The sequence below is a fragment of the Zhongshania sp. genome, from assembly GCF_047636175.1.
Taxonomy (GTDB): domain Bacteria; phylum Pseudomonadota; class Gammaproteobacteria; order Pseudomonadales; family Spongiibacteraceae; genus Spongiibacter.
In genome coordinates this window covers 46,384-61,473 of the sequence record NZ_JBLIKC010000024.1, presented here as the reverse complement: position 1 = coordinate 61,473, position 15,090 = coordinate 46,384, and the positions used below count along the sequence as shown (strand labels likewise).

14 protein-coding genes are annotated in these 15,090 nt (G+C 50.3%); 7 read left to right on the top strand and 7 right to left on the bottom strand.

Translation table 11 applies throughout. From position 1 onward, the window contains the following. Positions 1–227: 227 nt before the first annotated feature. A complete protein-coding gene (gene tyrS, locus ACI955_RS13990; protein ID WP_415244361.1) occupies positions 228–1,529 on the bottom strand; it encodes a tyrosine--tRNA ligase in 1,302 nt (433 codons plus the stop codon). Positions 1,530–1,773: 244 nt separating this feature from the next. On the opposite strand from tyrS, the gene ACI955_RS13985 reads away from it, so the two are divergent. Together ACI955_RS13985 and ACI955_RS13980 are read left to right on the top strand one after the other, a co-directional pair. After that, entirely contained in the window at positions 1,774–3,117 is a 1,344-nt protein-coding gene (locus tag ACI955_RS13985) for a peptidoglycan DD-metalloendopeptidase family protein (protein ID WP_415244360.1), read from the top strand. Then, positions 3,117–4,238 (top strand): anhydro-N-acetylmuramic acid kinase, encoded by a 1,122-nt coding sequence (locus tag ACI955_RS13980; protein ID WP_415244359.1) that lies wholly within the window; start codon positions 3,117–3,119, stop codon positions 4,236–4,238. Before ACI955_RS13985 ends, ACI955_RS13980 begins: the two co-directional genes overlap by 1 nt. 48 nt (positions 4,239–4,286) lie before the next feature. Here the strand turns inward: ACI955_RS13980 and ACI955_RS13975 are convergent, their stop codons facing one another. From ACI955_RS13975 to ACI955_RS13960, 4 genes are all read right to left on the bottom strand, one after another. Beyond that, positions 4,287–4,679, bottom strand: a complete 393-nt coding sequence (locus ACI955_RS13975; RefSeq protein ID WP_415244358.1) for an OmpW/AlkL family protein — start codon at positions 4,677–4,679, stop codon at positions 4,287–4,289. A 407-nt stretch (positions 4,680–5,086) separates the two neighbouring features. Then, on the bottom strand, positions 5,087–5,440 hold the full coding sequence (erpA, locus tag ACI955_RS13970) for an iron-sulfur cluster insertion protein ErpA (RefSeq protein WP_415244357.1): 354 nt from the start codon (positions 5,438–5,440) through the stop codon (positions 5,087–5,089). A gap of 111 nt (positions 5,441–5,551) precedes the next feature. Further along, positions 5,552–6,592: an N-acetyl-gamma-glutamyl-phosphate reductase gene (argC, locus tag ACI955_RS13965; protein ID WP_415244356.1), complete on the bottom strand. Its 1,041-nt coding sequence runs from the start codon at positions 6,590–6,592 to the stop codon at positions 5,552–5,554. Positions 6,593–6,617: 25 nt separating this feature from the next. Then, on the bottom strand, positions 6,618–8,030 hold the full coding sequence (locus tag ACI955_RS13960) for a chloride channel protein (RefSeq protein WP_415244355.1): 1,413 nt from the start codon (positions 8,028–8,030) through the stop codon (positions 6,618–6,620). A 232-nt stretch (positions 8,031–8,262) separates the two neighbouring features. Between ACI955_RS13960 and hemJ the strand changes: the two genes are divergently transcribed. The 5 genes from hemJ (at position 8,263) to ACI955_RS13935 (ending at position 12,775) form a co-directional block, all read left to right on the top strand. Then, entirely contained in the window at positions 8,263–8,688 is a 426-nt protein-coding gene (hemJ, locus tag ACI955_RS13955) for a protoporphyrinogen oxidase HemJ (protein ID WP_415244362.1), read from the top strand. An 83-nt stretch (positions 8,689–8,771) separates the two neighbouring features. Further along, a complete protein-coding gene (gene hemL, locus ACI955_RS13950; protein ID WP_415244354.1) occupies positions 8,772–10,055 on the top strand; it encodes a glutamate-1-semialdehyde 2,1-aminomutase in 1,284 nt (427 codons plus the stop codon). Between the two features lie 9 nt (positions 10,056–10,064). Then, on the top strand, positions 10,065–11,075 hold the full coding sequence (hemB, locus tag ACI955_RS13945) for a porphobilinogen synthase (protein WP_415244353.1): 1,011 nt from the start codon (positions 10,065–10,067) through the stop codon (positions 11,073–11,075). 66 nt (positions 11,076–11,141) lie between these two features. Next, the gene (locus ACI955_RS13940) at positions 11,142–11,879 is read left to right on the top strand and encodes a TIGR04219 family outer membrane beta-barrel protein (protein WP_415244352.1); all 738 of its coding nucleotides are present in this window, start codon (positions 11,142–11,144) and stop codon (positions 11,877–11,879) included. Positions 11,880–12,022: 143 nt separating this feature from the next. Continuing rightward, complete coding sequence (locus ACI955_RS13935) at positions 12,023–12,775, top strand: hypothetical protein (RefSeq protein ID WP_415244351.1); 753 nt, start codon at positions 12,023–12,025, stop codon at positions 12,773–12,775. Here ACI955_RS13935 and ACI955_RS13930 read toward each other — a convergent pair. Continuing rightward, complete coding sequence (locus tag ACI955_RS13930; protein WP_415244350.1) at positions 12,758–13,354, bottom strand: NUDIX hydrolase; 597 nt, start codon at positions 13,352–13,354, stop codon at positions 12,758–12,760. The genes ACI955_RS13935 and ACI955_RS13930 overlap by 18 nt on opposite strands. A gap of 495 nt (positions 13,355–13,849) precedes the next feature. Continuing rightward, entirely contained in the window at positions 13,850–15,007 is a 1,158-nt protein-coding gene (locus ACI955_RS13925; RefSeq protein WP_415244349.1) for a pyridoxal phosphate-dependent aminotransferase, read from the bottom strand. Between the last annotated feature and the right edge of the window lie 83 nt (positions 15,008–15,090).

Below are 15,090 nucleotides of genomic sequence, written 5' to 3'. Positions count from 1 at the left end.
GTAGCAAGTAGTTTTTTAAACTTTCTCACCACCTCAACCGCGCTAATCACTTGCTGCCTCCACCTCGGTGAAGTCCGCGTTTGCGGTTGAGGAGGCGCATTATAGAGATACTAGGAGGGGAGTCAACACACTTTCAAAAAGAATTTACAAAACGTTTCGCGGCGTACAAAAACTACTCACTTAGGTTAACTATCAACCACTTAACGGTGATTAAATAAGCATGTTGACTACTTAACAACCACCAGCTGGTATTTCTTTTTACCCACCTTTACTAAGTAGTACTCGCCAAACAACGCCCTCGCTGCAGAAAACACCTCCGGCACGCTCATATTCTCAGCAATACCCATTGAAACACCGTTTATAAGAACCGCATTACGGCCAAGAGCATCCTTTATTTGCTTGCCAACACCCATCCCCATGTCAGCAAGCAGCTGGGTTAATGGCTTGCCCTGTAATTCCTCGCGATTCAAATTTGCCGTCGGCAAGCCATCTAACTGCAATTGCTGAAGATCACCTGCCGATAACTCAGCCAATTCACCAGAGAATAAGGCATCGGTAATACGGCGCGCCCCTGCCAACTGATCCACCCCGTGAATTAGCCGCGTCATCTCCTCCGCGAGAATACGCTGAGCGGCGGGACGCCCCGCCTCACGATCTTCAACCTCTATGGCATCGATATCGGCAAGCGATAAAAACGTAAAGTAACGAAGAAACTTATACGCATCGGCATCGGCGGTACCCAGCCAGAACTGATAGAAGGCATAGGGAGAGGTTTTGTTCGGATCAAGCCAGATGGTGCCCGACTCAGTTTTACCAAACTTGGTGCCATCCGCTTTAGTGACCAGCGGCATTGTTAAGCCATGAACCGCAGCACCGTGCTGGCGACGGGTTAAATCCACCCCCGCAATGATATTGCCCCACTGATCAGAGCCACCCAACTGAAGCGTACAACCATACCTTTTATAAAGCTCGGAGAAATCCAACCCCTGCAACAAGGAATAACTAAACTCGGTAAACGAAATACCTGCCCCCTCTCTATTAATGCGCTGCTTCACCGATTCCTTGGCGACCATGGTATTAACAGAGAAGTGCTTACCTACATCCCGCAAGAACTCCAGCGCCGACATCGGGCCAAACCAGTCCAGATTATTGGCAACCTCAGCAGAGTTCTCGCCACAGTCAAAATCAATAAATCGTGACACTTGCAGCTTTAAACGATCAACCCAGTCAGCAACAACATCGGGCGTATTTAATTGGCGCTCCTGCGCCTTGAAGCTTGGGTCACCAATAAGCCCAGTGGCGCCGCCAACCAGCGCTATAGGCCTGTGCCCTGCCTGTTGAAATCGACGCAGCGCTAGCAACGGGATAAGATGGCCAATATGAAGACTGTCGGCAGTGGGGTCAAAGCCACAATACAGCGTGCGGGAGCGCTCAGAAAGATACTCGGCCAAGCCGTGCTCGCCTGTCATTTGCGCAACAAGCCCTCTCGCCTCTAATTCAGGGAGTAAATTTGAGTTTACAGCTGTCATAAATCGACCTTTATACTATATAAGATGCGCAAACCCTTCCGTTAGCATGATTTGCATAATTAGGAAAATACTGAAGAGCCGGCAAGATACAACAACCAACAACAAATGCAAACTGCGAAAAGCTGACAGACCGCCACACCCAAGCTAGAATCTACTTTAAGTTTCGGTTTTTACGGGCTTTAAGCGGGCGATACATTTGTTATACTTCGCAAAAGACTCTCCACAGGCATGTAGTAGTAGACCTATGCAAAACTGGATTCCCAAAAGACACGCCGTTACTAAGCCCGACAATGGCAAGTTCCCCCGACGCCATTTAGCGCTTGCCGCATCGACACTTATTGCCCTGGGATTATCTCTGTTACTACTTCCCGGTGAAAACGCTGAAGCCAAGCGCACCGCCATCCCGCTGAACCTGGAGCTTCGCCCAGCTCGAGCGGCAAGTATTCCAGCGGATTCAGTGGCGATAGCAGAAACGGAAAAACCTTGGAACGAGGTACAAGTAAAATCAGGCGACTCACTGTCCACTATATTTAGCCGCGCCAATCTCACACCACAAGATCTACACGAACTACTGACCACTGCCCCCAAAGCTAAAGCACTCAACAAAATTAGACCAGGGCAAAAACTTGCATTTCAAATAGACGATAGCGGCGAGCTCGAAGCAATGAGCTATCAACTAGACAAACTCAATAGCCTCGTTTTTGAACGCGGCGTCACCGGCTTCGGCACCACCGAACTAGCCGAGACGCCGGAAATTCGCCAACGTGTTGCCAGCGCGACTATCACCTCATCACTGTATAAAGCAGCGCAAGACGCAGGCGTAAACCAAAGTATCATCATGGAACTTGCCAATATTTTTGGTGGGGTATTAGACTTTGTATACGACGTCCGCAAAGACGACTACTTCATTGTTATATATGAAGAGCTTTACCTACATGGCGAGAACTTAGGCAGCGGGCAAATACTCGCAGCGCAATATTTCAATCAAGGTCGCTCTTTTGAGGCCTATCGCTACGTCAATACTCGCGGCGAAATCGACTACTTTTCGGAAAGCGGCGAAAGTATGCGCAAGGCTTTTTTGCGCGCGCCACTGGACTTCACCCGCATAAGTTCTGGCTTTAATCCGCGGCGCCTGCACCCCGTCTTTAAAACCGTGCGTCCACATCGCGGCATCGACTACGCTGCACCCCGAGGCACACCGGTCTATGCCGCCGGCGATGGCCGCGTGGCAGCGGCCGGCTACTCAAAAGCCAATGGCAACTATGTCTTCATCAAGCACGGCGAAGCCTATATGACCAAGTACCTGCATTTACATAAACGCGCGGTATCCAAGGGCGAGCGCGTTCGCCAGCGTGAAACTATTGGCTGGGTAGGATCGACCGGCTATGCTACTGGACCACATCTTCACTATGAGTTTTTGGTTAATGGCGTGCACCGCAACCCTGCGACAATCGTGACCAAATTACCGCCACCAACCAAAGTGAAAAGCGGCGAAATGCCGACCTTCGAAAGCCAAATATCTGGCATGCAACTGCAGCTTAGAACCTACGCCGCGCAACGAAATTACACCAATATTGACGCGGGCTAATGGAATCACGCTATATAGGCTTGATGTCAGGCACTAGCCTAGATGGTATCGACGCAGCACTCATTCGCGTCGATGCCGATAACACCATCCATTTCGAAGACAGTATTTCAGCACCGCTTTCCGCAGAACTAAGAAGCGACATCCTTCAGCTTTGCGGAACAAGTCACGAAGAAATAGAACTGCTGGGCAGAACTGATAGAGAGATTGGCCGCGTTTTTGCCAACGCTGCGCTTCAATTGTGCGAAAGCGCCAAGCTCAAGCCCGCCGATATAACCGCAATAGGCAGCCACGGCCAAACTGTGCGCCATCGTCCACCAAATACCGAGCGCCATCACGAGCACGCATTCACCCTGCAAATTGGTGACCCCAACACCATCTCAGAGCTTAGCGGCATCACCACGATTGCGGACTTTCGACGTCGCGACATCGCCGCTGCGGGACAGGGCGCACCTCTGGTACCCGCATTTCATGCGGCGGCATTTAGAAGCGAAGCCGAGAACCGGGTTATTCTCAACATTGGCGGCATGGCGAATATTAGCGTAGTTAAACAAAATGGCGGCGTAGAAGGTTTTGATACTGGACCAGGCAATGTCCTAATGGATAGCTGGATAAACGCCCGCATGCAGCGCGACTTTGATCGCAACGGCGATTGGGCGGCCAGCGGGAAAATCAACATCGCACTTTTGAAGCATTTTTTACAGGCACCGTACTACAGTCAGACTGGGCCCAAAAGCACCGGCCGCGAGCAATTTAATATGCTCACCATCGAGAAGTCATTAGCGCATTTCCCGCCACTAGCCCCTGCGGACGTGCAAGCGACATTGCTGGAACTTACCGCTCGCACAATTTGTGACGCAATAGAAAGTGCCAGCACAGATCTGGCACCCGTTTTTATCTGCGGCGGCGGTAGCGCCAATCTAGCACTTTGCTCACGCATCTCCACCCTGCTCAGCAAGCGGGTGGTCACGGACACCAACCAACTTGGTATTCCGCCAGACTGGGTTGAAGCCGTTGCCTTTGCATGGCTTGCAAAGCAAACCCTAAGTCATTTGCCAGGCAATATCCCCGCCGTGACCGGCGCGAACGGACCACGCATTCTCGGCGCCATTTATTTAGCGTAGTGCTTAGAATTTCATACCGACACTGGCGGTATACATCCATGGGTCGACCTAAATGCTGCTGGCCAGCCTGTCACCACCGTCGAAGCGAATTTCCGCATCCGTATCAATACCTATCCAGAGGGCCGATGCATTTATCAACCAGCTTTCATCGATGTGATAATCCACCCCCGCTTGAACCGAGAGGTCAATAGAGTTTTCTACGTCTACTTTCCCGCCGGTCAAACCCAGACCTACAAAGGTAGTTTTAGCTTGGGGCGTTAACTCTTCATCAAAGATAAGGGTGTAATTCAAGGCAGCACCAACATAAGGCAGAAAACCTGAAATTGGAGTGAAGCGGTAAATACCGCTAAGTGTCGGCGGCAAGTGTTTAGAGTCCGCAAGATCAACGCCCTGAATAGCCCCCTTACCGGTAGCCGTATGCTCAAAAGGGGGTTGCCGCAAGCAGCTCTATTCCCCAGTGGCTATCCAGTAAATACTCCACCGTTATACCAAGCTGGATATCGTTGATAATACCCAGCGAAAAGGTTTGCCTGCCCAATACGAGGACTGAGCCGTTCAGTTTAATATTGTCGCCATCTTCCCGAGGCTCGGTTGTACTTGCACAGACGCACTACCCACTAACCCAGCTGATAAGCCATTTCGGATGCAGATAAGGAAGGTGCAATAACAGGGGCGGTAATAGCCGCGACCAAATAGATTTTTTTCATTTTTGAAGTCTCCACAGTGAAACTCTGTGGAGGCATTAAAACGGAAGAAACAGGCGGGGCATTTGATTTGAATCAGAAAATAACAGGGCAGGCGGACCAATCAAATAAAAACTGATCCAGCGCAATAAACCAAACTAAAAATCAGACCGAAAAAGATGAGCCACAGCCGCAAGTAGTGCTGGCATTGGGGTTGCTAACCACAAACCGCGAGCCCTCAAGCCCTTCCGTATAATCGACCTGAGCACCATCAATATATTGATAACTCAAGGGATCAACTAGTACCGTGACGCCATCGCGCTGGACTAAGGTGTCATCTTCCTCAGCAATTTCATCAAAGGTAAAACCATACTGAAATCCCGAGCAGCCGCCACCGGTGACAAACACACGCAATTTCAAATCGTCATTGGACTCAGACTCAACGAGATTTTTAACCTTGGTCACGGCCTTATCAGTCAACGTAAGTACTGACGGCGTGAATTGTTCAACCGCAGACATATATCACCTCTTTACTACATAAATGCAAACTTGCATCGCAATGAATGCAATTATCGGCTTTTCCGACTAATTCAGTCAAGTATTTCCCAAGCAACCATTAAGTCGCAATCATTAAGGCAGCAACGGCAAGCCTTGCAGACCCATCGTTTCTGGCAAACCAAACATCAGGTTCATATTTTGGATGGCCTGACCAGACGCTCCCTTCACCAAATTATCAATCACCGACAATACCACCACGGTGTCTCTATTCTGCGGCCGATAAATCGCTAAGCGACAGGTATTCGCGCCGCGCACTGAGCGCGTCTGCGGCAAACTTCCTAGGGGCATGACGTCGACAAATGGTGCATCGGCGTAGCGTTTTTCAAACATAAACTGCAGTTCATCTAAGGGCACCGCAGGATCCAGCAACTCTGCATACATCGTCGCGTGAATACCCCGCACCTGCGGCAATAGATGTGGCGTAAAGGTCAAATTAACCGGACCACCAGCCGCCAAAGCTAGCTCCTGCTCAATCTCGGGCAGATGACGATGTCCTGCAACACCATAGGCCTTAAAGCTCTCAGACAATTCGGCATACAAGTTATCAATCTTTGCCTGCCGGCCCGCACCACTCACTCCCGAGGCGCCACTGGCGATCAAGCGTTTTGGGTCGATCAACTTTTGTTCAAGTAACGGAATCAAACCAAGCTCTATGGCCGTCGGGTAACACCCCGGACACGCTATCAACTTCGCGTCGCGAATCTTGTCAGCATTGCGCTCGGGCAAGCCATACACTGCCGTGGCGAGTACATCAGGACAAACGTGCTCTTCGTTGTACCACTTAGACCATAGCTTGGCATCGCTAATTCTAAAATCCGCAGACAAGTCTATAACCCGGGTCCCCGCCGCCAATAACTCTGGCACCATATTCATAGCAACATTGTGCGGGGTAGCAAAAAATACCACGTCACAACTTGCCAGCGCCTTCACATCTGGCGCGGTAAAACGTAGATCCACCGCCCCGCGCAGACTCGGAAACAACTCATCAACCGCAACACCGTCCTCAGCGCGCGAGGTAATCATTGCCACCTCCGCCTCGGCATGGGTAGATAATAACCGTAGCAATTCTGCGCCGGTATAACCGGTACCACCTACTATTCCAACTTTTAACACGCGAATATTACTCCCTTAGCGCTATTCATTTTTTTTGCTCACCGACGACGCCATCTGGCGCAGCCACCGACGCTAACTCTTCTTTTTCACGCAGCAAGTGATCCCAGCCGCGAACTAAATCTCTGGCTAATACATGGTATACAGGCTCAGCCATCACTAACTTTGATGCCGCCGCTCCGACCAGCGCGCTCACCATAAGTGCGGGGAGTATATCGTGATTATTGCCCGTCAACTCCAGCACAATAACAAACGCCGTTATCGGCCGTTGAACCACACCGGCAAAATAACTCGCCATACCCACCAAAATTAACGATACCGCGGGTACTTGAGGAAACACTGGTCCCATCGCCGACCCCAACTCGGCACCTGCAGCCAAACTAGGCGAGAAAATACCACCAGGTATACCACTAAAATAGGTTAGCAGGGTCGCCAATATCTTACCCCCAGCCGTCAGCCAACTGCCCTCAGACTCACCTGCCAGTAATGCCCTTGCTTCCCCATAACCGCTGCCCATGGTTAAACCATCAGACAGTATTGCCATACCAGCTAAAAAGATCCCGATAATAAAAGCGACTTGCAAAGGTCTCTTCGACACCAGCGGTGCAACAGCTCGATTACCCTGAACCAAAAAAAAACTAAACAGGCCGCCCAGGAAGCCACAAGCCGCGCTCACGCCAATAATATAAGGGTAATCTGCAAGCGGCATTGCGGTCACATCTGGAACGCCAAAGTAACTGTAGTGTCCCGCGAATGCTAATACGACCACCCCCGAGAGGATAATCGCCATAATAAATGTTCCGGTGGTTCGCGCTTCCATCGATTGCTGCAATTCTTCAATTGCAAACACAATACCGGCAAGCGGCGCATTAAAGGCCGCGGACACGCCGGCGGCGCCACCCGCAACAATCAAACTACTTTCCACTTGGCGCTGCTTTAACTTGGCCCACGTGCCAAATTTATACATGATCGCAGCACCAACATGCACGCTGGGCCCCTCTCGCCCGACTGTGGCACCAACCAGCAAGCCGGCACAGGTTAGCAGCACTTTTAGCACTGCCACCCGCAAAGATAAAAAAGGCACACGCAACCAATGATAACTCTGCTTATGCGCTAATAAGACCTGCGGAATACCACTGCCTCGGGCGGCTTTACCCCCAAAGTTCATCACCCATACAATGGCCATCAGCCCGAAAGGAGTGATCAATAGAAAGGCATACGGGTAACGATCGAAGACGTACTCAGTCACCGAAAAGCTTTCTTCAGACAGCCAGGCAAAGCCCTGAATAACCAAACCAACCGTTAATGCCCCGAACCAGAAAACACCTCGGACTTTCCAATCTTCGACTGTACCTAGTTGGCGACGCGTGTGGCGATTACCCAGCACCCACCAAAGCCGGAGTCTGCGAGCAGTTTGAGTACGCTTGGTCTTGGGGATCATGTAATAAAGGGCCTGTGTGCAGGCGACAGAATTTAATAAGAATGCGCTAAATAAAAATTGTTACGGCGGGCCGCAATTGATTGATAGATATTGTATGCTAATTCACCGGCAACACCCAGTGTCCCGGAATGTGATTTCACCCAAACCCGGCAAACTGCACTTTTCGGTGTTGATCTTAATCAGGGCATTGAATCTTTTTTGCCACAGCGCCCAGCACCATCAATTTAGGTACATCATCATGCTCTGGCTAAAAGCCTTTCATCTCATCACGATTATTTGCTGGTTTGCCGGTATTTTTTATCTACCCAGGCTATTTGTTTACCACGCAATGGCCGAAGACCAAGCCACACGCAATCACCTTAAAATCATGGAGCGCAAACTTTATCGCTTTGTAAGCCCATTTGCCGTGCTGACCATCGTGTTCGGTATTTTACTAATTGCGCAAAATCCCAGCTACTATGTCCAAGCGGGCTGGTTGCAGCTCAAAGTAATTTTTGTTATCGCCCTAATTGCCTACCATTTACACTGCGGCCATTTAGTCAAGAAATTTGCCGATGACAAAAATCAACGTGGCCATGTGTTTTATCGCTGGTTTAACGAAGTACCCGTCATCGCCTTATTTGCCACTGTGTTACTAGCGGTACTCAAACCCTTTTAAATGCCAAGCGACACCCGCACTGGCGATAATTCATCCAGCACGTAATAATACCCCCTATCCTTTTGACTATTAAGATGCTTTCTATGACTACCTCCGAGCAATTATTTGAAACCGCCCGCCACCGCATCCCCGGCGGGGTCAACAGCCCAGTGCGCGCCTTTAAAGCCGTCGGTGGCACCCCAATATTTATCGACCACGCATCCGGTCCCTACCTCTTTGATGTGCAGGGCAAGCGTTACATTGATTATGTACTGTCTTGGGGCCCAATGTTGCTGGGGCACGCCCACCCAGACGTTATTGCCACCGTCACTGCGCAACTCCAAAAGGGTCTCAGCTTTGGCGCGCCAACAGAAATAGAAACTCAACTAGCCGAAAAGGTCTGCAGCATCATGCCCGGCATGGATATGATTCGCATGGTCAACTCCGGCACAGAAGCCACCATGAGCGCCATTCGCCTTGCCCGCGGTTATACCAAGCGCGACAAAATTATTAAATTTGAAGGCTGCTACCACGGTCACTCAGACTCACTACTTATCAAAGCAGGCTCAGGCGCTCTCACCATGGGCGTACCAAGCTCGCCCGGTGTACCCGCTGCATTAGCCGAACACACCGTTACCCTTAACTACAACGACATTGAGGGCGTGCGCGCCGCCTTTGCTGAATACGGTGAACAGGTTGCCTGTATTATTGTCGAGCCCGTCGCTGGCAATATGAATTGTGTACCGCCAGTACCCGGCTTTCTTGAATGCTTAAGAGAGTGCTGCGACCAGAGCGGTGCAGTATTAATTATTGACGAAGTCATGACCGGCTTCCGCCTCGGCCTGCAAGGTGCTCAAGGCTATTACGGTGTGACCGCAGATATTACCTGTCTTGGCAAAGTGATTGGCGGCGGCATGCCGGTAGCTGCATTCGGCGGCAAACGCGATATTATGGAGTTCGTCGCGCCAAGTGGCCCGGTTTATCAAGCGGGTACGCTCTCGGGTAACCCTATTGCCATGGCTGCCGGCTTGTGCATGATGAAACACATTGAAAAAGACGGCTTTTACGACCCCGTTTTCCGCGCCACCGACATGTTGGTAAAGGGTCTAGTAGCGCGAGCAACTGCGGCCGGGATCCCCATGACCAGCAATCACGTTGGCAGCATGTTTGGGGTGTTTTTTACTGAAGAAAAACACATCACCAACTACCAGCAAGTCATGGCCTGCAACACTGATCGCTTTAATCGCTTTTTCCACGGCATGCTAACGGGCGGCGTCTATCTTGCCCCCGCAGCCTACGAGGCCGGCTTTATGTCTGCCGCTCATAGCGACGCCGTGATTGCAGAAACACTGGATGTTGCGGAACACGTTTTTAAGACTTTGGGCTGAGAAAACACCATGACAATATTGCTAACACGGGGCGCTTTCCCCAATACCCGACTGCGCCGTATGCGGGCGCAAGACTTTTCGCGGCGCCTAATGCGTGAAAATCAACTCAGCGTCAATGATCTTATCTACCCCTTGTTTGTCTGCGAAGGCCACAGCGAACGCCAGAGAATCGGCTCTATGCCGGGTATCGAGCGTTTGAGTATTGACCTGCTGAAAAAAGAGGCCAAGTTACTTGCGTCGCTGGGCGTGCCCGCCATCGCATTATTTCCCGTGGTTAGCTCAGAGAAAAAATCGCTGCTCGCCGAAGAAGCTTACAACCCCAATGGCCTCGCCCAGCACGCAATCAAAGCGATTAAAGATGCCGCCCCCGAGCTTGGTGTTATCACTGATGTGGCACTAGACCCTTACACCACTCACGGCCAAGACGGCATCATTGACGACAAGGGTTATGTATTAAATGATCGCACTAGCGAAATACTGTGTCTGCAAGCCAAGGCCCAAGCCGATGCTGGCGCCGACATTGTCGCGCCATCAGACATGATGGACGGCCGCATTGGCGCAATACGCCAAACCTTGGAAAGCGCCGGTCATATCAATACCTGTATTCTTAGTTACGCAGCTAAATATGCCTCCGCTTATTACGGTCCCTTTCGCGACGCCGTTGGCTCAGCGGGAAATTTAGGCGGCGGTAATAAATACACCTATCAGATGGATCCCGCCAATAGCAATGAAGCGCTACACGAATGCGCACTGGACCTTGCTGAAGGCGCCGATATGATTATGGTCAAGCCCGGCATGCCTTACCTTGATATTGTGCGTCGCGTAAAAGACGAGCTCGGTGTGCCTACGTATGCCTACCAAGTAAGCGGAGAGTACGCCATGCACTGCGCGGCATTTGAAAACGGCTGGCTAGATAAGAACGCGGTGATGGCCGAATCTTTAATGGCCTTTAAACGCGCTGGCGCCGACGGCATCCTGAGCTACTTTGCCAAAGACATGGCAATATTACTGAACAATTAGTATTTACGCTGTCACAGAGACCGCTTATTGTTATTGCAAATAAAATTTCAATATAGGAAACCTACTATGCAAAAACGACTAATAGCCTTGACCATACTTGCAGCAAGCGCGTCTGTTGCCACTCAGGCTGATATTGTCGGGGCCACCGCCGGCGCCTATATCTGGAAGCAAAGTTGGGACGGCGATGTTAAAGCAGGCTCAGATAGCATCGATATGAATGACGATCTAGGCTATGACGATGAAACGGGCAAAAGTTTTTACGTCGCGTTAGAACACCCTATCCCGCTACTGCCGAATATCCGCCTTCAGCGCAGCGATTTAGAGATCACCGAAACCGGCACGCTTTCAAAAGCTTTCCGCTTCGATGGCAATAATTACAACGAAGGCGATACAGTTAACTCAACAACCGACCTGACTCATACAGATGCAACCTTGTACTACGAAATTTTAGATAACTGGGTAAATATTGATGTTGGCTTAACAGTGCGTATGTTCGACGGTGAAGTCAGCATTCGAGAAGGCAACGACGAAGGCTCTATCGAGATAGACGCGCCGGTCCCCATGGCCTATGTAAACGCCCGACTTGAATTGCCACTAACTGGCTTTTATGCCTCTGGCCTTGGCAATGTCATTGCCTTTGGCGATAACAAAATCACCGATATGACCCTTGCTGTAGGATATGAGCTCGGCATTCTTGGTCTGGAAATCGGCTACCGCAATTTTGATGTTCAACTAGAAGACGACAACGAAGAAGCCAATGTTACCGTTGATGGCTATTTTATTGGCCTTGTGCTCGATATCTAAATATCAACCAAGCAAGACCCCGAAAAGGGTGTGGCGCTGGCTGCACCCTTTTTTATTGAGATCGTTAAAATACCTTTCTAAGCAGTATATGATTAACTACTAATTACCCCGGCCGACAACACCGAGCATGTTAAGGAAAACTATTGAAAATTGCGCTCATCATTATTAGCTTGTGCTTTAGTGCGACCACCCTCGCCTGCGAGTGCCTGTGGCAGGGGCCATTTAAAACGGTTTATACCGAGACAGACCTCGTAGTCTTCGGCGAAGTAGAGCGCGGCAAAGGCAATGGTTTTGATTTAAATATCAAGGAAATCATTCAGGGTGATGAGTACCGCGAGCAAATTCGAATTTGGGGCAATAAAGACAATTTATGTCGACCAGAGGCCAAGGATTTTCTCCCCGGAAGCCAATGGATAATGGCCTTGCACCGCATAGACAAGCCGCCTGAGGATGCCTTCAACCCCTTTAAAGCTGATGTCAGCTTTGGCCGCCAAGACGACTTCAGTTTATCGAGCTGCGGGGTTTACTGGTTGCCCGTAAAAGAGGACCGGGTGTCTGGCAATATTCTTGACGGCTCACGCTGGCAATATGTCGACGCCAAGAAAACCCCGATTATCATGGCGGTTTTTAAAGCCTGGCTGCAAAAACTGCTCCCCGACGAGGCGCTGGCGGAAGCCGCTAGACCTCAAAGCCAAGGGCGACAACTGCTCAACGAAACCAAAATTTTCCTGTGGGAAGATCAGCGCAATCTGCTGCCCGAACCAGAGCAAAGTCAGGAAGCGGAGTTTGGCCCGGTGCGGCCCAATTTAGGCTCGGGCTTGGAGGCCGAGTGGCCCGAAGACGAAGCTTTCGACCCGACCGAGAAATCCGAAAATGACTCAAATGAGGCCAAGTAACTCATCGAGCATTTTTAGTGACATCCCCCATATACGGCGCTTCCCGAAGAAGTAGCATGGCAATGTTAGTGTCAACTTACCATTACCCCACGCCATCGTCTGACGCTCTTCTGGATCCATTAAAAAGCTTAATGGAATCCAAACTGCCTCAGCAACCTCATGATTTGGCTCAATACTTACCGCCGTATGCAGTCTAAATGCATAGGGTGTCACCACCATGGGCTGTCGGCCAGAATGGGGGCGACTAACAATATCCGACAAACGACCAATACAATGACCGGCTTTTTCTAAATAAATACCGGTTTCTTCCTCAGTCTCACGTATTGCCGTACGCAGACCAGTAATATCCCCTCGATCCATTCTGCCACCGGGAAATGCCATGTGGCCAGACCAAGGGTCACCCTCTCGATCAGCCCTTTTTATCATTAAGACTTCGATTTGGTCATTCAGCTCTCGCAGAATGATTGCAACAGCAGAGCGCTTCACCCAGCGCCGCCACCATCTTTGCCGAGGCTTAAATTTACCTAAGCGCTCTATAATATGCTGGAGCGCCACCTCTTCTGCAGTTTTGCCTCTCAATACCGACCCCTTCAGCCCACGCTAACACCGTATCAACAGGCTTGCGATAACATAAACACTCTAAAATTATTAATATAGTAGCACCACAAATCACGACCTTGACGACAATCCCGTCCAAGCAGAAAAAGGGATTTTATGCCGCCAACAAAAACTGCTACTGCAAACTGAGACGACCTTAAACTATTACTCAGGGATTTTTATCAAGACGTCTTAGCGGACCCTATCAAAAAACCCGCTGTTTTGAACGCCACCCAAATATACATCGGCAAGCTAAATTCAGCCCAAATCTTTCCCTCCCCTGGCAATACTTGCTAACCCCCATATCAAGCGATATTTCGAGGCCTAATTTTGTCCAAAATGAAGATCCTAGCCGAATACATGGCCGAGGCTATAACCTCAACTATCACAATAAACACCCAGTAAAACCGAGTTATTCGGTACCCAGATTTTTATACTTCAATGCCTAGGCGCTAATCTTAAAAAATCCCAAGCCCGCTAGTCCAAAACACTACGTAGCCGAGCCACCCCCTCCTCTAAACGCGCAAGCCCTGTGGTGTAAGCAAAACGAACATGCTGATCTGCCTGATAGCGGCCAAAGTCCTCGCCGGGCGTAATGGCGATACCATGATTTTCCAGCAGGTTTAAACAAAACTGCTGACTATTGGTCTTAAACCTCTGAATACCGGCATATAGATACAGCGCGCCATCTGGGCAGTGTGGTATATCAAAACCCAAGTCCCGCAGCGCCGGCAACAGGTAATCACGCCGCGCCGCAAATTCATCTCGACGGAGATTCAACTCTGCGCGAGTGTCTGGCTCAAACGCGGCCAACGCGGCGTATTGCCCCATAGTCGACATGGATATAAAGAAATTCTGAGCGAGCTTTTCTAAATGCGGCACGGCCTCTTCCGGAGCAACTAACCAACCTAGACGCCAACCCGTCATACCAAAATATTTTGAAAAACTGTTAATCACAAACGCCTTGTCGGTAATCGATAAAATACTGGGCGCGTCGACGCCGTAATTTAAGCCGTGATAAATTTCATCCACCACCAAATACCCCTGCTTGCGTTCACACAGGGCGTGAAGATCTCGCAACTGCGCTGCACACAATATCTCACCGGTCGGATTTGCTGGCGACGCCACCATAATCCCCCTAGTGTTTGGCTGCCAATATTGTTCCGCTTTCTCGGCATTAAGCTGAAACCGATCCTCTGGCCCCACAGGCACCAACTGACCTTCGCCCTCAACCAAGCGTAGAAAATGACGATTGCAGGGATAGCCCGGGTCAGTCATCAACATGCCATCACCAGGATTAATTAGTAAGCCCGCCAACAATAGCAAGGCGCCGGATGCACCCGGCGTAATCATTATTCGTTCAGGCGCAATATCCAGGTCGTGCTCGGTTCGATAAAATCGAGAAATCGCTTGTCGTAACTCAGGGATGCCCGCTGCGGGGGTATAATAGGTTTCTCCTCGATCTAATGACGCCTTCGCGGCATTAACAACAGACGCCACCGTGCTAAAGTCTGGCTCGCCCGCTTCCATGTGCACAATATCGCGGCCCGCCGCCGCAAGCTGCTTGGCCCGCGTTAATACTTCAACCACTCGAAATGGCTCTATATCTGCCAGCCGGCGTGCAAAAGAATTCATCACCTATACTGTACCTGTTAGTCAAAAATGGCAGTGTAGCTGTATCTGCAAGGCCTTAACATCGCCGCAACTGGTTACTCGAG